The following is a 17,559-nucleotide window of genomic DNA, read 5'->3' on the forward strand; positions in this document are numbered from 1 at the left end:
ACAGCGGACCATTTCCCACCCTGATCCCCCTCTGAGGAGAGTCAATGCACCAGCATCACGGTCGGCTGCGCACAGCGGGGCTGCTCGCATTCCTCTTCGCGATGCTCCTGCTGGTCGGCGCGGTGATCGCCTATGCCACCCAGACGCCGGGACTGATCTTCGTCTTCGGGCTCATCGGACTGGTCTCGGTGGCCTACTCCTACTGGAACTCCGACAAGATCGCGCTGCGTGCGATGAAGGCCTACCCGGTGACCCGGGAGCAGGCTCCCCAGCTCTACGAGATGGTCGAGGACCTGGCGCAGCGCGCGCAGCAGCCCGCCCCACGCATCTTCATCGCCCCCTCGCCGAACCCCAATGCCTTCGCCACCGGGCGAAACCCTGCCAACGGCGTCGTCTGCTTCACCGAGGGGATCCTGAACCTGCTCACCGAGCGTGAGCTGCGCGGGGTCACCGGCCATGAGCTGATGCACGTCTACAACCGCGACATCCTGATCTCGTCCGTGGCTGCGGCGGTCGCCGGGTTCCTCACCACGATCAGTCAGTTCTTTCTGCTCTTCGGCGGCGGCCGCGGCAACAACCAGGGTGGGAACCCGCTCGCGCTGGTCGGCGCGATCGTCGCGGTGTTCCTCATGCCGATCGCGGCCAGCCTGATCCAGATGGCGGTCAGCCGTACTCGCGAGTACGACGCCGACGCCGACGGCGCCGCACTCACCGGAGACCCGCTGGCGCTGGCCTCGGCTCTGGACAAGCTGGAGCGCGGCATTTCTCGCTACCCGCTCGAGGAGAGCCCCAAGCATGACGCGCACGCGCACATGATGATCGCCAACCCCTTCGGCGGCAAGGCGAAGAAGCTCTTCAGCACCCACCCGCCGATGCCCGAACGGATCGCCCGGCTGGAGTCGATGGCAGGCTACGAGCAGCAGTAGTGACGTGCGGCGGCAGAAGAGTGCCCCCTGGCCCATGGGCCAGGGGGCACTCTTCTGTCCTCAGTCAGTTCAGCAGCCTCAGCTCTCGCGTGAGATCCGGATCATGTCCTCACGCTCGACGACCTTGACCCGCTCCCTGGCGCCGCCGTCGGGCAGCGGACCGTAGGACTCGCCCAGGGACATCTCATGGGCGTCGAGCTTCTGCCAGCCGCCCCAGGTGGTGTACTCCACGCCGCGGGACTCGAGCAGCTCGATGACGGCGTCCTCCTCCGGGACCTCTGCCACCGGAAGGTGGTGCAGGTCCTCGAGCAGGCAGCCGATGGTCTCCAGCGCGTCACCCTTGGTGTGGCCGATCAGGCCCACCGGCCCACGCTTGATCCATCCGGTGGCGTAGATGCCCGGCACGTGCGCTCCGGCCTCGTCGATGACTCGGCCGGCCTCGTTGACGAGCACGCCGCGTCGGGAGTCGAACGGCAGCCCGGCGATCTCGGAGCCCAGGTAGCCCACGGCCCGGTAGACGGCCTGTACCTCGTAGTCCTGGAACTCGCCGGTGCCACGGACGTTTCCGGTGCCGTCGAGCTCCATGCGTTCGAAGCGCACGCCCGCCACCGCGCCGGTACCCTGGCCGGACGCGTCGGTGCCCTCCAGGATCTCCACGGGCTGCTGCAGGAAGTGCAGGTGCAGCTTCCGCGAGGCCTCGGTCTCACGGTCCTCCTGCTCCACCAGCCAGTTCCCCAGCGTATTGACCATGGTCTTGACCTGGTTGTTCGTCTTGATCGCTTCGTCGGAGCCCTCGTCGAAGTCGAAGTCCTCCTCGTAGAGGATGATGTCCACGTCCTTGCTGTGCGAGAGTTCGCGCAGCTCCAGCGGGGTGAACTTCACCTGGGCGGGCCCCCGGCGGCCGAAGATATGCACATCACTGACCGGGGAGGACTTCAGCCCGGCGTAGACGTTCTCCGGAATCTCGGTGGTGAGCATGTCCTCGGCGTGCTTGGAGAGCACCCGGGCGACGTCCAGGGCCACGTTGCCGTTGCCGATGACGGCGACCTTCTCTGCGGTCAGCGGCCAGTCACGGGGATAGTCCGGATGGCCGTCGTACCAGGAGACGAAGTCGGCGGCGCCGAAGCTGCCCTCAAGCTCGATCCCGGGGATGTTCAGCTCCGCGTCCTTGATGGCGCCGGTGGCGAAGATCACGGCGTCGTAGTGTCGCCGGAGGTCCTCAATGCTCAGGTCCTCACCGATGTTCACATTGCCGATGAGCCGGATGTCGCCGCGGTCGAGCACCTTGTGCAGCGCCTTGACGATGCCCTTGATCCGCGGGTGGTCGGGTGCGACCCCGTATCGGATGAGGCCGAAGGGCGCCGGATAGCGGTCGTAGAGGTCGATACTGAACTCGAAGTCGCTCTTCTTCTGCGCCTTCGCCAGGATGTCGGAGGCATAGACACCTGCGGGACCGGCGCCGACGACGGCGACTCGGATGGCCCGGTCTGCTGGCCGCTGCGAGGAATTCTGGGACACGGATAGCTTCCTATCGATCGATTAACTCAGCACAGTATGCCGTATTGGGATGAACGCCGGCGGCCCGCGAGGATGTTCCCGGTCTTCTAGACTGAGGCCATGGCCGATATGTTCCTGGAGAAGTTCCGCGCCCTGGTGCCCGAATATCTCGATGAGAAGTGGACCCCGGAAGAGGGCTACACCGAAGCGGAGCTGCGTGAGCTCATCGCCGATTCCGAGCTGCCGGCCGAGCTGAAAGCCCGTCAGCGACTGCCTCAGGTGCTCGAGGAGTTCTATCTCGCGCTGGGCCGTTGTGAGGAGATCATGGAGGCCTATCACTTCTTCTTCGACCCCGATGAGCTGACCGTCGAGGACGGGCACCTGCTCTTCCTCGAAGATGAGGAGGAGCGCTGGGTCTGGGGCGTCGATGTGGACTCCCTCGATGTGCCCGATCCGCTCATCGCCCGGCGCAGCAGCAACTCCGGAATGTGGAATGACGAGGGCGCCACCGTCAGCGAGTTCGTCTTCGACCTGCTGGAGTTCTCCTTCGAGGAGGAGACGCCATGAGCGTCTCGGATCTGCGGCAGCTGTGGCCCTCGCATGCTCCTGAAGGCTATTCCTGCCCGTTCTGCGGGCTGGCCCGCGGCGAGGTGGACCAGCCGTCAAACCGCTGCGAGCTGACCGACCTGGTCCATCAGGACGATGACGTGCTGGTGTTCATGGCCTGCGACGGCTTCGGTCCGCATGAGGGACACGCCATGATCACCCCGGTGCAGCACCGTGAAGCGCTCTATGACCTCGAGGACGAGCTGCTGTCCAAGATCGCCATCATGTCCCGAGATGTCTCCAAGGCGATGAAGCTGGCGTGGAACCCCGAGGGAACCTCCGTGCGCCAGCACAACGAGCCGGCCGGGAACCAGCACGTGTGGCACTACCACCTGCATGTCTTTCCGCGGTACTCCGACGACATGCTCTACCGGCAGATACGACATCCGGTGCCGGTGGCGGTGCGCGCCGAGAAGGCGCTCGAGCTGCGTGCCGCATTGACGCAGATCCTCGCCGCGAAGAACTAGCGCAGCCGCGCAAGCTCCGGCTCAACGAGGTCCGGCTCAGTCAGCTCCGGCTCAGCCCTCGCGCTCGACCACCGCATCGGCGAAGGCCAGCAGCGCCGACTTCACCGTGCTCTGCGGCAGCTCGGTGATCGCGGCCTTCGCCTTATCGGCCCAGCTGTGGGCCACCTGCCAGGACTCCTCGGTCACCGGATGAGCGACGACGGCGACCACTGCCTCGGCCAGCGCCGCATCTGAGCTGAGGTCGCCGTCGATCAGGGCGAGGACGCGTGCCGCCTCCTGCTGGTCCTGTTCGGACTCGGCCGACTGCGCGTGCTGACGCAGCATGAGCACCGGCAGTGTGGAGACTCCCTCACGCAGATCGGTGCCGGGGGTCTTGCCCGAGGACTCGGGATCCGCCGTGAGGTCGATGACGTCATCGGCGAGCTGGAAGGCCACACCCACGGCCTCGCCGTATTCCTCGAGCATCGCGATGGTCTCTTCGGAGCAGCCGCCGAAATGTGCGCCGAGCCGCGACGCGGCGGCGACCAGGGAGCCGGTCTTGTCCCCGATGACGCGCAGGTAATGCGCGTAGGCGTCCTCGCCCTCCTGGGGGCCCACAGTCTCGTGGAGCTGGCCCATGACGAGGCGCTCGAAGGTCTGTGCCTGGATCTTCGAGGCCTCCACGCCGAGCTCGGACATCAGCCGGGACGCGCGCGCGAGGATCAGATCTCCGGTGAGGATGGCCACCGAGTTTCCCCACACCTGATGCGCCGCGGGTGCTCCCCGACGCACAGGAGCGGAGTCCATCACGTCGTCGTGGTAGAGCGTGGCCAGGTGTGTCATCTCCATCACTGCAGCGGCTCGGCGGACACGATCGTCCACGCCCTCGCCGATCATGGAGGTCAGCACGGTCAGCAGCGGCCGTACTCGCTTGCCACCGGCCTGAGCGAGGTAGCGCGCGGAGGCGTTGACCAGCTCGTCCGCGCTGGTCAACGAGCCGAGGAGGTCTGCCTCGACCTGCGTCAGCGCCTCCGAGACCTCGTTGGCGAGCGCCAGGTCCTCGGCCAGCACATCGAAGCCGGCGGGCAGCTTCGTGGTCAGGGGATCAGCGGCTGATTCAGTCATCGGTGTCTAGCCTATCCAGGTTCAGGATGCGGGGAGGGCGCTGGGCTTGATGGCGTGATGGATCGCGACGATCCCGCCGGTGAGATTGCGGTAACGCACCTCCGCGTAGCCGGCGGCGGCGATGTCAGCGGCCAGGTGATCCTGGTCGGGCCAGGCGCGGATGGACTCCGCGAGGTACACATAGGCCTCTGGGTTCGAAGAGACCGCGCGGGCCGTGGGCGGCAGCGCGCGCATCAGGTACTCGTTGTAGACCGTGTTGAAGAGCTTGTTCGTGGGGTCCGAGAACTCCATGACGGCCAGCCGACCCCCGGGGGCGGTCACCCGGAGCATCTCGCGCAGACCGGCCAGCGGATCCACGATGTTACGCAGCCCGAAGGAGATGGTCACGGCATCGAAGCTGTCATCGGCGAACGGCAGGTTCATCGCGTCTCCGGCGATGAACGTCATGTCCGGACGGCGTCGCTTGCCCACCTGGAGCATCCCGGAGGAGAAGTCGCACGCCACGGCCTCGGCGCCAGCGTCATGGAAGGGCTCGGTGGAGCTTCCTGTTCCGGCTGCCAGGTCGAGGACCCGTTCACCTGGGGCGACGGCGAGCGCGGCGACGAGCTGCTTACGCCAGCGCTTCGTCTGTCCCAGCGAGAGCACGTCATTGGTGAGGTCATAGCGGTCGGCGACCTCGTCGAACATCGAGGCGACGTCCTGAGGGTTCTTCGCGAGGCTTGCGCGGCTTCCGGTGCTGGGGCGATTCACCTTGGCATTCTCCCACACACGGGCATCGCTGCCGCCGCCATGTCCTAGACTTGTCCAGCCATGACAGCGCTTCCCGGTTCCCTCGACGCCACCACGCTGGTGGTGGATCTTCCCGGAGGCAGCTCGCTCGCGGATCTGCTGCCCGCGCTGGAGCCCAGCGCCGTATGGCTGCTGCGCGGTGACGGGCTCATCGGGCTTGGGGCCGCGGCACACATCCGGGCCCACGGTGCCGAGCGCTTCGCCGAGCTCGCGCAGTGGCATGCTCAGCATCTGGCCCCGCTGGGTGAGACCTCTCCGCTTCCGGACGACCTGGTCGGGATCCCCGGAGCAGGCCCCGTGGCGCTGACCTCCATCACCTATTCCTCCTCCTCGGCGGCCGACTCGCATCTGATCCTGCCCGAGCTGATCCTCGGCTCGGCGCAGGGGAAGGCGTGGATCACGGCAGTCTTCCGCGTTCCCGACTGGGACGAGGACTTCGAGGAGATGGACGAGCCAGCAGCTCAGACCCACGACGGCGCGGCGCAGGTGACGAACTCCCGGCGACTCCACGCGCTGCTGGCCAAGCACGGACTGCAGCTGAACGCGGGACGGCTCAGTCTGATCAGCGCCGCAGCGCCTGCGTCCAGAAGACGTGACGGGCACACGGCAGGGAGCTCCTCGCGTCCCGCCACCTCGCTGATCCAGGGCTCGCACTCCGAGCAGCATTACCTGCGCGCCGTGCGCGCCGGTGTGGACGCGATCGAGCACCGCCGGCTGGAGAAGCTGGTGCTGGCTCGCGACGTCGTCGTCGCCGCCGACGCGCCGCTGCCCACCGGTCCGCTGCTGGCGTCACTCGCCGCCGACTACGCGGACTGCTGGACCTACCTGGCAGGCGATGTGCTCGGCGCGACCCCGGAGATGCTGGTCAAGATCCGTGGACAGGACCTCTCCGCACGGGTGCTCGCCGGCACCGTGGATGGGCGTGAGGGGCTTCAGCGCGCACGCACGCTGCTGCTTGAAGACCCGAAGCAGCGCGACGAGCATCGCCTGGCGGCCCAGTCGCTGTTGGATCAGCTGGCACCGGTGGCTCATCAGCTTCACGCGGAGGATCCACCCGCGGTGCTTGAGCTGCCCAATGTCTTCCACCTCTCCACCGACGTCACCGGGCGGCTGACCGCTGAGACCCCGGCCCTGCTGGTGGCCGAGCGCGCGCATCCCACCGCCGCAGTCTGCGGCACTCCCACAGCCACCGCCGCGGAGCTGATCAGCACCCTGGAGGGCCTCGATCGGGGGGCGTTCTCCGGTCCGGTGGGGTGGATCGACGCGCAGGGCAATGCCGACTTCGGCATCGCCCTGCGCGGAGGGATCTTGCAGGAGCAGGGCACGCAGGTCAGGCTCTACGCGGGCTGCGGGATCGTGGCGGGATCGGTCCCTGAGGAGGAGCTGGCCGAGACCTGGGCGAAGATGCGCCCGATGCTCGGCGCCCTCGGCGTCCCCCAGCCCTGACCCACCCTCCCGGCGTTTTACCTCCCCGTACGTGAACTACCCCGCCGACCGTCGGGCCGGTATTCCTCGTAGGACGGGGTAAAACGCCAGGGGGTGGGGTCAGAGGTGCTCGGAGGCGCTGCGCAGCCGGGCATGGAAGTCACGCAGCACCGTGCGATCGGTGCGCACCTCGATGATCCGGATCCCGATCCGGTCCTCGATCCCGGAGAGCCCCTCCCCGAGGGACTCCAGGTCATCCGCGAAGTGATACTCATGGCCGTAGGCGTCCGCGAGCGCCTCGATGTCCACGGTCTGCGGTGTGCCGAAGAAACGCTCCACCGTCTCGGCCTGGCCCTCGCGGCGCCCGACCGCGCCATGCTCGAGCTGGTCGAAGATCGCCCCGCCGGAGTCGTTGACCACCACGATGTCCAGGTCCGGCTCCCGCTCCGTGGCCGGCACGAGCAGGGCGTTGACGTCATGCAGGAAGGTCAGATCACCCACCAGCGCGGTGACGCGGGTGTTCCTCGCCAGAGCGATCCCGGAGGCCGCCGAGAGGTTGCCGTCGATGCCGGCCAGGCCGCGCATCGCGTAGACCCGGCGTCCGCCGTCGTCCGCAACTCGAGACCGGGGACCCGACTCGGACTCCAGCACGCTGCGATTGAGAACCGCCGCCAGGTCCACGTCTCGGATCACCGAGGAGGATCCCAGCAGCAGCGGGGTCTTGACCGTCTCGGCCACGAACTGGGCCACCCGCACCGAGGACAGCTCACCTTGGGCGAGGGTCTCCTGCTCGGTCAGCGCGGCGTCGATCAGGCGCTGCGCCGCCAGGCCGCGCTCCGACCAGGCGTCCTGCCAACCGGCGGGCGCGACACCAGCGAAGAGCGCGATGGAGGGCAGATCGGCAAGACGACGGCGCGCGAGCCGGTGATCGAACCAGGCCTCACCGCCGGGGGCATACTGCACCGCCTCGACGTCCGCGCGATTGATCAGCTGCTGAACCGGCCGGGTCAGGGTGGGGCGTCCGGCCACCACGACGCGCTCGATGCTCCCCGCCAGCTCACTCGCGGGAGATCCCTCTGGAGCCTGCAGGATCAGTCGGTAGCCCTGGATGGCACCGAGGTCGCTCCAGCGCGCATCACTGCTGGGCTCCGCCAGCAGCGGGTGGCCCAGTCGGCGCGCCAGCTCTCGCGCCTCGGCCGGCGCCTCGGCACCCATCACAAAGACGGTGCGCCGGGGTGCGAGCTGCGGGCCGGACTCTGCGGGGGCCTGAGCGGGGTCCTGCGCCTCCCGATTGCCCTCTGTGCGTTCTGCGGCAGCGGGGTCCTGCGCATCGACGGCCGGCCGATCCGCCGCTCGATCGCCGAGGATCTCTCCTCCGATGATCTCGGCGCGCAGCTGTTCCGGAGAGCCGGTCCCGGTTACTCGGCGGGGAACGAACGGCGTGCGCGCCCAGCGCTGAGCTCCCGGCTGGTGCGCGGCTGCCGGTTCGGAGGGAACCAGCGGGTCGCGGAAACCGATGTTCAGATGCACCGGTCCCGGAGAGGACCCGGTGGCGACGCGCAGCAGCAGTCCGACCTGCGTCTCGGCGGCGAGCATGTCGTCACGGGACTCGGGCTCCAGCCGCGCCTCCCCCTGCTCCAGGTGGATCTCATCACGCACCCGTCCGGCGAACATGCCCTGCTGCCAGGCCGTCTGGTTCGCGCCGGTGCCATGCAGCTCCTCGGGCCGGTCAGCGGTGATCGCCACGAGGGGCACCCCGGAGAGATCGGCCTCCATCATCGCCGGCAGCAGATTGCCCGCAGCCGTGCCCGAGGTGGTGACCACCCCGACCGGGCTCTTCGTCGCGAGCGCGATCCCCAGCGCAGTGAACGCAGCCGAGCGTTCGTCGATGCGCACATGCACGGTGATCGCACCGAGATCCTCTGCCTCCCGCAGGGCGTAGGCCATGGGCGCCGAGCGGGAACCGGGCGCCAGCACGATATGGCGCATGCTCATGGTGAGTCCACGGATCACCCGCCGGGCAAGCCGCAGGGATTCGACGTCGTAGGAGTCGTCGAATTCACGAAACGGTCGCCGGCTTGTCGTCATGGCCCAATCCTAGAAGCTGTGCGACGACGGCGGTTCCGCACCCGGATCTGGGCGCGCTTCCGCGCCCGGCTCCGCGCGCCTTGTCAGTTCGGCATAGGCCGCACGCAGCCGAGCGAACCACCACTCGGCGCGGTCTCCGCTGATCCGGTGACGGTGCAGCAGCTCCGCAGACGGGACGACGGCGGCGGGCACGCTCAGCGCTCCGGCCACCGGGATCAGCGGGGCGTCGAGCACGTCCTCGGTGAACAGGGCGGCGGTGCCCAGGCCGCAGGCATACGGCAGCTCCGGCAGCCGGGCCGCCAGTGCCAGTCCGGCCGCCAGACCCACGGAGGTGTCCAGGGCGGAGGAGACGACGGCGTCCAGCCCCGCCTGCTCCACGATGCGCAGCGCCCGGTCCACCCCGCCCAGCGGAGGGACCTTGACCACGATCAGGTCGGCCGCACCCAGGCGAGCCACGCGCAACGGATCCTCAGCCTTGCGCACCGCCTCATCGGCGGCGATGCGCAGCGGGGCCCCGTCGGACGTGACCCCCGCCGCTGCCAGCGCCTCGCGCAGCTCGGCCAGCGGCTCCACCCCGGCCACCGGCTGTTCTGCGTACTCGAAGTTGCCCCCCGCGGCCTCGGCGAGCGCCGCGAGCGCAGGCACCGCCTCGGCGATGCTCCATCCCCCATTGGCATCGGCTCGAAGTCCTGCATCGGGCACCAGCCGTCGCACCTCCCGGAACCGGGCGACGTCCTCGGCCAGAGTCTGCCCCGGCTCGGCCACCTTGACCTTCACCGCCGGGATGGACTCCACGGCCCCGAAGCGGCGCAGCACCGACTCGACCTGATCAGGGCCGACGGCCGGCATGGTCGCGTTGACCGGAATGGAGGTGCGCAGCGGTGTTCCCCAGCCGTGCCACCCCGCCTCGAGCGCGGCCCGCAGCCAGTGGGCCGACTCTGCGGCCCCGTACTCGGGGAACGGGGAGAACTCTCCCCACCCCCGAGGGCCCTCCACCAGCAGCGCCTCACGGTGAATCTGACCACGAAATCTCGTGCGCAGCGGCAGCGAGACCACATGGGCACGCTCCAGCACCTCATGGAGATCGGGGTGCTGCCAGCCGTGCGAACCCGGCTCCGGTGCTTCGCTGTGGGGATCCATGTCATTCAGTCTAGGCAGAGCCGGACCTGCGATACTGGGGCACATGTCAGCTGCCAGCGCTCTGCGTCCCCCGGCCCGGCGCACCGGTCTGTGGATCCTCGGTATTCTGCTCTGTTGCGCGATCTTCATCGCGGTCTACGAATACCTCGTCCGCTCGGATTCAGGCCAGTGGGTCGAGTACGCGATGCTCGACGCCGCCGCCAACCGAGTGGACTCGCTCTCGGCCAGAGGATTCGACCTCTGGTGGCTGAGCCCGGTGATCATCGCGCTGCCCGCGGTGTTCTTCCTGGTGATCGTGCTCACCCGGCAGCGCTTCCTCGGGGCCATGATCGCGCTGGGCGCGGTTCTCGGCGCCAACCTCACCACCCAGGTGCTCAAGGCCTGGCTGGACCGCCCAGATCTGGGCAACGGCGTGCCTTACTGGACTGGGAACTCGCTGCCCTCCGGGCACACCACGCTGGCTGCCTCCATGGCTGTGGCGGTCTTCCTGGTCAGCTCCCCACGCCGCCGACCCTTCATCGCCGTGCTCGCCGCCTTCTACGCGGGCCTCGTCGGTGCCTACACCTTCATCGAGACCTGGCACCGGCCCTCAGACGTGATCGCCGCTTACCTGGTGGTGGCGGGCTGGGCGATGATCGGCGGCTGGCTGATCATGCGCACCGGAGTGGAATGGAACACGGTCGTGGCCGACTACGAGCCGGAGACCGCCCCGCTGGCGGGTCTGGCCTGGTTCTTCGGCGTGACGCTCACCGTGGTGGCCGTGCTGTGCTTCCTCTTCTCCGGAGGGTGGACCGGCATCGCGCTGGCCGGCGAGGAACCGAGCCTGTGGCACTGGTTCGCCGGACTGCTCGTCTCGATCGGGCCAGGCTTCCTGATGGCTGGCGCGGGCATCAACCTCTTCGGCGCCGAGACCGGGCGGCGGCAGCGTGGCGCCCCGGTGCCCTCTCCGCGGGGCGAGACGGTGCACTACCCGATCCCGCCTCAGTTCAACGAGCTCTACCGGGTCTGAGCCTCAGACACCGGCCGGGCCTGAACCGGACGGGCCTGAACCCGCCGAGTCACCGGCCGCGCAGCCGGGTGATCAGCTCGCGGGACTCCCCGGGGCCGTAGGGGATGATCGGGATGGCCTTGGTCGCATCATTGACCGCATCCCTGATCGCCTGTGCGGAGACATTGCAGCCCTGCTGCATGCGGCGACGCATGGACGCCAGGAAATCAGCATCGACCTCGCGCCCGTGGCCCGGGACGAACCTGCCGTAGTTTCCCGCCATCGACCACAGCCGGCCCAGCGTGCGAACCCACTCTTCAGGGTAAGAATCGTGGAACTCGGGGTCGCGGCCCTCGCGGACCAGGTCTCCGCAGAACATGATCCCCGGTTCGTCTCCCGAACGGACTCCCGCCACCAGGTCACCGGAGGTGTGCCCGCGCCCGAGGTGCGCCAGGACGACGGCGACCCCGCCGCCGAGCTCCAGCGTCACCGGCGTGCTGGAGACCAGATCGGTGGCTGACTCGACCCCTGCGTGCTCATGGGCCCAGATCTTCTGCACTCCCTGGGCTCGCAGGAACTCGTTGGCCCCCACGTGATCACGGTGCCCGTGGGTGTTGACCACGAGGATCTCGGCCGAGCTGAGCTCACGGACACCTGCCAGCAGGGCGGCGTGGTCGCCGTCGGACGGTCCCGGATCGATGAGCACCGCAAAGTCCTCTCCGAGCACCAATCCCACGTTCACCCCGGAGTCAGACCCTGGTGCGGCGAGCCAGACATGCTCCTCGAGGCGCTGGAAACGGACGGGGTCAGGGACGTGAGCCATCGTGATCACCTTCTGTGAAACCGGAGTTTCTCTTATTCTGCCTCACGCTCCGAACACAGCCTGGGAGGTTCCTGGGGGTGCCGTGACCGGTAGAGTCGGAGCATTATGACTATGGACAATCTTCTCGACACCATCGGCGCGATCGAGGACGCCTCCTGGACCTGGGTCGGCATCCCCGTGATCCTGGTGGTCGGTCTCTACCTCACCGTCCGCACCGGGTTGGTGCAGGTCCGGCACGTCCCGGACATGTTCCGCTCCATCACCGATAAGGCCACCCGCGACGAGAACGGCCGCACCCGGTCGCTCTCTGCATTCCAGACCTTCACCATCACCGCCTCAGCGCGCGTGGGCACCGGCAACATCGCCGGCGTCGCCGGTGCGATCGCCATGGGCGGACCCGGCGCCGTGTTCTGGATGTGGGTGATGGCGATCTTCAATTCGGCGGCCTCCTTCGTCGAGTCCACCCTGGCGCAGCTGTACAAGGTGCGCCGCTTCGACACCTTCAAGGGTGGTCCGGCCTATTACATCGAGCGGGGGCTCGGCTCCCGCTCCGGCGGCATCGTCTTCGCGGTGATCTTCATCTTCTGCTTCGCCCTGTCCTTCACCTCGCTGCAGGCCAACACGATCGTGGATGCGGTGACCGGTGCCGCCGGAGAGCTCGGAATGGCGGACACCACAGGCCTGGGCTGGATCCTGGCCGTGCTGCTGACGGTGCTCACCGGCGTCGTCGTCCTCGCTGGCCTGCGCCGAGTCGCCCAGGTCACTCAGCGGGTGGTCCCACTGATGGCGATGCTCTACATCCTGCTGGGCCTGGTGGTCGTAGCGTTCAACATCGAGCAGCTTCCCGCCGTGTTCGGCATGATCTTCGGCGAGGCCTTCAACTTCACCTCGGCCGCCGGGGGTGCATTCGGCGCCATGATCATGGCCGGCGTGCAGCGCGGAATGTTCTCCAATGAGGCAGGCATGGGCTCAGTCCCCAACGTCGCAGCCACCGCTGACGTCTCGCACCCGGTCAAACAGGGACTCGTACAGACCCTCGGCGTCTACCTGGACACGCTGATCATCTGCTCGGTCACCGCCTTCATCATTCTGGTGACCTTCCCGGAGGCGTCCGTCCGCGCGGAGACCAATGTGGGCGGGGAGCTGACCCAGGAGGCGCTGAGCGCGAACTTCGGCGCCTTCGGTGCGCTCGCCCTGGCTCTGATCATCCTGCTGCTCGCGTTCACCTCGATCCTGGGCAACTACTCCTACGGCGAGATGAACGTATTGTTCATCTCCCGCTCCGAGAAGACTCGCAAGATCTTCGCCGCGGTGCTCACCGCTGTGGTGTTCATCGGCGCGATCATCCCGGTGGACCTCGCATGGGCGATCGCCGGTGTGACGATGGTCATCATCGCGATGTTCAACCTGGTGGTCATCACGCTGCTCGGTGGGACGGCCGTCAAGCTGCTCAAGCACTATGAGGCGCAGAAGAAGCAGGGAATCGACCCGATCTTCTTCGCCTCGGACATGCCGGAGCTGCGCAACATCGAGTGCTGGACCGCCGAGGACATGGCGGATCACCAGCCGCAGAGCGATTCTCACCACAGCCAACACTGAAGTGGTGCGGCAGAATAGCCGCATGCCTCATCACCTGCGGACCCCGGCCTTCCACCCTGAGCGGTGGGCTGCCGGGGTCCTGCTGTGTGGGGCGCTCTTCGGGGTGCTCTACTGGATCTCGGTCCATACCGAGACAGGTCAGCTGCTGGACATCATGATGCAGCGCACCGGATCCACCACGGGCCACCCGCTGCCCGAGCTCGACCCGGAGAACGAGTGGATCGCGGTGTGGATCCTGCTGCCGCCGCTGGTGGCCTGCGTGGGGCTGGGCCGGAGGCGCGGAGCCCATGGCAGGTGGAGGGTGCTCGGCAGCGCCGCGCTGCTGGTGCTCGGTGCCAACCTGAGCACCCAGCTGTTCAAGCTGGTCTTCTCCACCCGTCCGGTGCTGATCGGACTCACCGAGGACTGGACCGGGAATTCGCTGCCCAGCGGTCACACCACGATCGCGGCCTCAGCTGCGGCCGCCATGTTTCTGGTCGCCCGACCACGCGACCGCGCGCTGTGGGGCGTGCTGGCGGCGAACTGGTCGGCGCTCTGGGGCGCCTACATCTTCGTGGAGGGCTGGCACCTGCCCAGCGACATGATCGCCGCCTATCTCGTGGTGGCGGGGTGGACGCTTCTCTGCGGAGCGGTGGTGCTGCAGACGGAGGCCCGTGACCCGAGCCTGGCCCCGCTTCCTGCGGAGAGCGGACGGGCCGGGGGCCGGCAAGCAGGACTCTGCATCACTCTGGGCGCCTTCGGCACCACCCTCGGACTCGTGTCCCTGCTGGGGCCGGTGCTGCGAGACGGGCTCGGCGCCGTCGCCGAATCCACCACCCCGTGGCTGTGGATCGCCGGGGCCGCGCTCTCAGCCGCGCCGGTCTACCTGCTCTGGGCCGCGCTCATCCCACTGTTCGGGGCGCAGACCCGAGAACTCGATCGGCAGGCCGCCCAGCGTCGCAGGCGCGAACAGGACCGCTTGGACAGCATCGCCCGGCGCTCCCGAGGGATCAGCGGGGACGGTACTGCGCCATGATCGGGCAGTCCATCGGATCGGCATAGCCGAGACCGACCCGGTTCAGGTACGTGATGACCATGCCGTAGGACTGGACGAGCCCCGTGGCGGTGTAGCTGATGCCCTTCTCGGCGCAGAACTCCTCGACGATGGGCTTGACCTTGTGCAGGTTGGGGCTGGGCATCCGCGGGAAGAGGTGGTGCTCGACCTGCAGGTTCAGTCCTCCCATCGCGATGTCCATGGCACGTCCACCCTTGATGTTGCGCGAGGTCAGCACCTGGCGGCGCAGGAAGTCCATGTCTGAGTCTTTGGGGATGATCGGCATGCCCTTATGGTTCGGAGCGAAGCTGCCGCCCATGTAGACGCCGAAGACCACGAGCTGCACTGCGAGGAAGCCCAGGGCCAGACCCGGGCTCATGGCCAGGAAGATCAGCACGGGGAAACCGATGAGCCGGACTGCCAGCATCGCCAGCTCGGTCTTGCGGCGCTTGAGCTTCTTGGCCGTGAAGACGGTCTTGAGCGCGTTGTAGTGCAGCGCGAGGGCGAACAGCGTCAGCAGCGGGAAGAACATCCAGCCCTGCCGGCGGGCCAGCCAGCCCATGGAGCCGGTGCGCTGCGCTGCGTCCTCGGCGACGAACACCAGGGCGCCGGGAGCGATGTCCCCGTCCTTGCCGATGGTGTTGGGGTTGGCGTGGTGCTTGCCATGCTTCTTGGTCCACCATGCGTAGGACAGGCCCACGATCAGGTTGCCGGTGATCCGGCCGAACCACTCATTGCGCTTGCCGGTGCGGAAGACCTGCTGGTGGGCGCCGTCGTGGGAGAGGAAGGCGACCTGGGTGAGCAGGATCCCGAAGAATGCGGCGACGGCGAGCTGCCAGAGGCTGTCACCGAGAGTGAACATGGCGACGAAGGCGCCGACGAAGGCGAGGCTGAGCACGATCACGCGCAACACGTAGCTGGACGCGCCGCGCTCCATCAGGCCCTCGTCCTTGACCCGCTGGGCGAGCTCGAAGAACTCGTTGACCTGCTTGTTCCGCGGTGGACGAGCCTGCTCGGAGTGGGTCCCTGCTGACTCGGACCGGGTCTGGGTGACTGTCATAGTTTCACCGTATCCAACCGGAGTCGCCAGCACGTCACCCAGGGGAGCCATCTTCACCCCCTACGCCGGTAGGGGGTTGGGGGTTCACAGCGGGAAAGCGGCGCGGATGTAGTAGCCGCCGTCCGGGGTCTCCCCAGTCTCAACAGTTCCCCCAACCGCGCCCACTCGCTCCCGGATACCCTCCAGCCCCAGGCCAGCGCCCGGTGCAGGCATAGAGACGGGATGCGGCGGAGCGGTGTTGCGCACCTGGATGAGCAGGTGTCGCTCGCCGTCGGACGCGTCGTGCCCGAGCAGTTCCGCGCTGACCTCGATCGTGGAGGAGGGCGCATGGCGCAGCGCGTTGCTCAGCCCCTCCTGGACCATGCGATAGGCGGCCAGGCCGACGGAGGAAGAAGCCTCCACGACATCGAGTCCGCTGACCCGGATCGGAGTGCCCGAGGCCCGTGTGGTCTCGACCAGCGAGTAGATCTCTGCGAGCCCCGGGGTCGGCCCGGTGGGCACCTCCTCGTCGCTGCGCAAGGTGCCCAGCAGCATACGCATCTCCCCGAGCGCCTGACGGGAGGACCGGGCGATCTCCTCGAACTCCTGCTGGGCCTCCGGGGTGATCGAGGACAACCGGTACTGGGCCGTCGCGGCCTGCACGCTGATCACGGACATCGAATGAGCGACCACATCGTGAAGCTCACGCGCGATCCGGTTGCGCTCCTCCAGCTCTCGACTGCGGCGGCTCTGCAGGGCGCTCGTGCGTTCGGAGACCTCAAGCCGGTCGGCATCGAGGATCCACTGCCGGGTCAGGCTCCCCAGCACAGCGACGCCGATCCCCACCGCGGCGAACACGATCCCCGTGCTCACCGCGCCGTCGGGAAGCGCTGGAGTCGCCATGACGATGGCCGCGGCGGTCAGCAGCGCACTGGCGGCCCAGCCGCTGGCGGCGCAGTACCAGGGTTCGCGCAGCGCAGCGACCAGGATCAGGGAGCACTGGATGATCATTGCGGTCACCGGCCAGGGCCAGATTCCAGCGTCGGTCTCCGCCGTGGCGCCCATGAGCGCGGCCGAGACCAGCACGGACGCGCCGATTCCGGCCCAGGGGAACTTCTGTGTGAGCACCAGGGCCAGGCAGTGCGCCAGGGTCAGCACCAGGGCGAGGGCAGGGTGGATCCCATAGACCGTGGTGGTCAGCGGCCACGACACCGCGAAGAGCACCACGGCGGCGAAGCAGACGCCGATCCAGGACCAGGCGGCGGCGCTGAAGGAGGCGGTGGACTCCTGAGTGCGCGATCCCGGGCGACCCACGGCGGCCCGGGAGAGCGTGCGCTCCAGCGGGTGTGCCCGGGGATGTTCCAGTGGGATCAGTCGACCCCGGCCCCCTGCGCCGAGCAGACTCGTCGCCAGCAGCGCATCCAGTGCCGCCAGGCCGCGCATCACCGCGGGAAGGGTGACCAGGAAGACCACACCCACGATGAAGAACACGGTGGAGTCCAAGACGTACTGCCAAAGCTCATCGGCCGGGACCAGAGCGGGCTCGATCAGCTGGAGAAGCTCGATCAGACCACGCTCTCCGGGGATGAAGCGAGACCAGAAGAAGTAGGTGAGCCCCAGCGGTCCCGTCAAGATCCAGAGCACCGCGACCACGAACGTCACCAGACGCACCGGCAGCGCGAGGATCATCTCGAAGACCAGATCAAGCCAGCGGCGAGGATCGGCCACCGGGCGCAGCCGACCTGAGATCCCCGGATCTCGGGGTCGGTAGCTCACGGGGGCGAGCTCTGCGCCCCAGATCTGGAGTCGGCGCCGGGAGAGCTCCGCGAACTCCGAGGCGGTGACAAGTGTCAGCGGCAGTATGAGGGCCCCGACCCACAGCGGTGCCATCGCGATCGAGACGGCCAGCAGGGTCAGCAGCAGACTGGCGCCGAAGATCGCTATCGGCAGCCCGGGGAGCACGTAGGCACCATCGCGCACCAGTCGCCGGGTCAGGGACTCAGGACGCACGCGCTGCATGGTGAGGCTCTTCGCT

Annotated in this window: 15 protein-coding genes; 7 read left to right on the top strand and 8 right to left on the bottom strand. The window is 68.0% G+C overall.

Annotated elements, in window-relative coordinates; all coding sequences use genetic code 11:
• Nucleotides 1-44 precede the first annotated feature (44 nt).
• The gene (locus IY716_RS13035) at nt 45-926 is read left to right on the top strand and encodes a M48 family metalloprotease (protein WP_218222078.1); all 882 of its coding nucleotides are present in this window, start codon (nt 45-47) and stop codon (nt 924-926) included.
• A 78-nt stretch (nt 927-1,004) separates the two neighbouring features.
• Here IY716_RS13035 and IY716_RS13040 read toward each other — a convergent pair whose 3' ends face one another.
• The gene (locus IY716_RS13040) at nt 1,005-2,444 is read right to left on the bottom strand and encodes an FAD-dependent oxidoreductase (protein ID WP_218222079.1); all 1,440 of its coding nucleotides are present in this window, start codon (nt 2,442-2,444) and stop codon (nt 1,005-1,007) included.
• Nucleotides 2,445-2,543: 99 nt separating this feature from the next.
• On the opposite strand from IY716_RS13040, the gene IY716_RS13045 reads away from it, so the two are divergent.
• Nucleotides 2,544-2,990, top strand: a complete 447-nt coding sequence (locus IY716_RS13045; protein ID WP_218222080.1) for a hypothetical protein — start codon at nt 2,544-2,546, stop codon at nt 2,988-2,990.
• Entirely contained in the window at nt 2,987-3,496 is a 510-nt protein-coding gene (locus IY716_RS13050; protein WP_218222081.1) for an HIT family protein, read from the top strand. Before IY716_RS13045 ends, IY716_RS13050 begins: the two co-directional genes overlap by 4 nt.
• 51 nt (nt 3,497-3,547) lie before the next feature.
• Here the strand turns inward: IY716_RS13050 and IY716_RS13055 are convergent, their stop codons facing one another.
• Both IY716_RS13055 and IY716_RS13060 read right to left on the bottom strand, forming a co-directional pair.
• Nucleotides 3,548-4,600, bottom strand: coding sequence for a polyprenyl synthetase family protein (locus IY716_RS13055; RefSeq protein WP_218222082.1), 1,053 nt, complete (start codon nt 4,598-4,600; stop codon nt 3,548-3,550).
• Between the two features lie 21 nt (nt 4,601-4,621).
• Nucleotides 4,622-5,350, bottom strand: coding sequence for a demethylmenaquinone methyltransferase (locus IY716_RS13060; protein ID WP_369699719.1), 729 nt, complete (start codon nt 5,348-5,350; stop codon nt 4,622-4,624).
• Nucleotides 5,351-5,410: 60 nt separating this feature from the next.
• Between IY716_RS13060 and IY716_RS13065 the strand changes: the two genes are divergently transcribed.
• Nucleotides 5,411-6,835, top strand: coding sequence for an isochorismate synthase MenF (locus IY716_RS13065; protein WP_255316767.1), 1,425 nt, complete (start codon nt 5,411-5,413; stop codon nt 6,833-6,835).
• A gap of 99 nt (nt 6,836-6,934) precedes the next feature.
• On the opposite strand, the gene menD is transcribed toward IY716_RS13065, so the two are convergent.
• Entirely contained in the window at nt 6,935-8,902 is a 1,968-nt protein-coding gene (gene menD / locus IY716_RS13070; protein WP_218222085.1) for a 2-succinyl-5-enolpyruvyl-6-hydroxy-3-cyclohexene-1-carboxylic-acid synthase, read from the bottom strand.
• A 9-nt stretch (nt 8,903-8,911) separates the two neighbouring features.
• A complete protein-coding gene (locus tag IY716_RS13075; RefSeq protein ID WP_218222086.1) occupies nt 8,912-10,042 on the bottom strand; it encodes an o-succinylbenzoate synthase in 1,131 nt (376 codons plus the stop codon).
• Nucleotides 10,043-10,085: 43 nt separating this feature from the next.
• Between IY716_RS13075 and IY716_RS13080 the strand changes: the two genes are divergently transcribed.
• A complete protein-coding gene (locus IY716_RS13080) occupies nt 10,086-11,051 on the top strand; it encodes a phosphatase PAP2 family protein (RefSeq protein ID WP_218222087.1) in 966 nt (321 codons plus the stop codon).
• A 49-nt stretch (nt 11,052-11,100) separates the two neighbouring features.
• On the opposite strand, the gene IY716_RS13085 is transcribed toward IY716_RS13080, so the two are convergent.
• The gene (locus tag IY716_RS13085; RefSeq protein ID WP_218222088.1) at nt 11,101-11,853 is read right to left on the bottom strand and encodes an MBL fold metallo-hydrolase; all 753 of its coding nucleotides are present in this window, start codon (nt 11,851-11,853) and stop codon (nt 11,101-11,103) included.
• Nucleotides 11,854-11,964: 111 nt separating this feature from the next.
• Here IY716_RS13085 and IY716_RS13090 point away from each other — a divergent pair, with 111 nt between their 5' ends.
• The gene (locus IY716_RS13090) at nt 11,965-13,452 is read left to right on the top strand and encodes a sodium:alanine symporter family protein (RefSeq protein WP_255316768.1); all 1,488 of its coding nucleotides are present in this window, start codon (nt 11,965-11,967) and stop codon (nt 13,450-13,452) included.
• Between the two features lie 22 nt (nt 13,453-13,474).
• Nucleotides 13,475-14,467, top strand: coding sequence for a phosphatase PAP2 family protein (locus IY716_RS13095; RefSeq protein WP_218222089.1), 993 nt, complete (start codon nt 13,475-13,477; stop codon nt 14,465-14,467).
• On the opposite strand, the gene IY716_RS13100 is transcribed toward IY716_RS13095, so the two are convergent.
• Both IY716_RS13100 and IY716_RS13105 read right to left on the bottom strand, forming a co-directional pair.
• Nucleotides 14,442-15,545, bottom strand: coding sequence for an acyl-CoA desaturase (locus IY716_RS13100; RefSeq protein WP_218222090.1), 1,104 nt, complete (start codon nt 15,543-15,545; stop codon nt 14,442-14,444). The genes IY716_RS13095 and IY716_RS13100 overlap by 26 nt on opposite strands.
• An 84-nt stretch (nt 15,546-15,629) precedes the next feature.
• On the bottom strand, nt 15,630-17,534 hold the full coding sequence (locus tag IY716_RS13105; protein WP_218222091.1) for a sensor histidine kinase: 1,905 nt from the start codon (nt 17,532-17,534) through the stop codon (nt 15,630-15,632).
• Between the last annotated feature and the right edge of the window lie 25 nt (nt 17,535-17,559).

Source organism: Nesterenkonia sp. Act20 (assembly GCF_019173455.1).
Classification (GTDB): domain Bacteria; phylum Actinomycetota; class Actinomycetes; order Actinomycetales; family Micrococcaceae; genus Nesterenkonia.

What these genes read in the sequence shown, in the direction of transcription:
- IY716_RS13100 (WP_218222090.1), bottom strand. Translation starts at nt 15,545, where the DNA reads ATGACAGTCACCCAGACCCGGTCCGAGTCAGCAGGGACCCACTCCGAG.
- IY716_RS13045 (WP_218222080.1), top strand. Translation starts at nt 2,544, where the DNA reads ATGGCCGATATGTTCCTGGAGAAGTTCCGCGCCCTGGTGCCCGAATAT.
- IY716_RS13090 (WP_255316768.1), top strand. Translation starts at nt 11,965, where the DNA reads ATGGACAATCTTCTCGACACCATCGGCGCGATCGAGGACGCCTCCTGG.
- IY716_RS13085 (WP_218222088.1), bottom strand. Translation starts at nt 11,853, where the DNA reads ATGGCTCACGTCCCTGACCCCGTCCGTTTCCAGCGCCTCGAGGAGCAT.
- IY716_RS13035 (WP_218222078.1), top strand. Translation starts at nt 45, where the DNA reads ATGCACCAGCATCACGGTCGGCTGCGCACAGCGGGGCTGCTCGCATTC.
- IY716_RS13050 (WP_218222081.1), top strand. Translation starts at nt 2,987, where the DNA reads ATGAGCGTCTCGGATCTGCGGCAGCTGTGGCCCTCGCATGCTCCTGAA.
- IY716_RS13095 (WP_218222089.1), top strand. Translation starts at nt 13,475, where the DNA reads ATGCCTCATCACCTGCGGACCCCGGCCTTCCACCCTGAGCGGTGGGCT.
- menD (WP_218222085.1), bottom strand. Translation starts at nt 8,902, where the DNA reads ATGACGACAAGCCGGCGACCGTTTCGTGAATTCGACGACTCCTACGAC.
- IY716_RS13075 (WP_218222086.1), bottom strand. Translation starts at nt 10,042, where the DNA reads ATGGATCCCCACAGCGAAGCACCGGAGCCGGGTTCGCACGGCTGGCAG.
- IY716_RS13055 (WP_218222082.1), bottom strand. Translation starts at nt 4,600, where the DNA reads ATGACTGAATCAGCCGCTGATCCCCTGACCACGAAGCTGCCCGCCGGC.
- IY716_RS13080 (WP_218222087.1), top strand. Translation starts at nt 10,086, where the DNA reads ATGTCAGCTGCCAGCGCTCTGCGTCCCCCGGCCCGGCGCACCGGTCTG.
- IY716_RS13065 (WP_255316767.1), top strand. Translation starts at nt 5,411, where the DNA reads ATGACAGCGCTTCCCGGTTCCCTCGACGCCACCACGCTGGTGGTGGAT.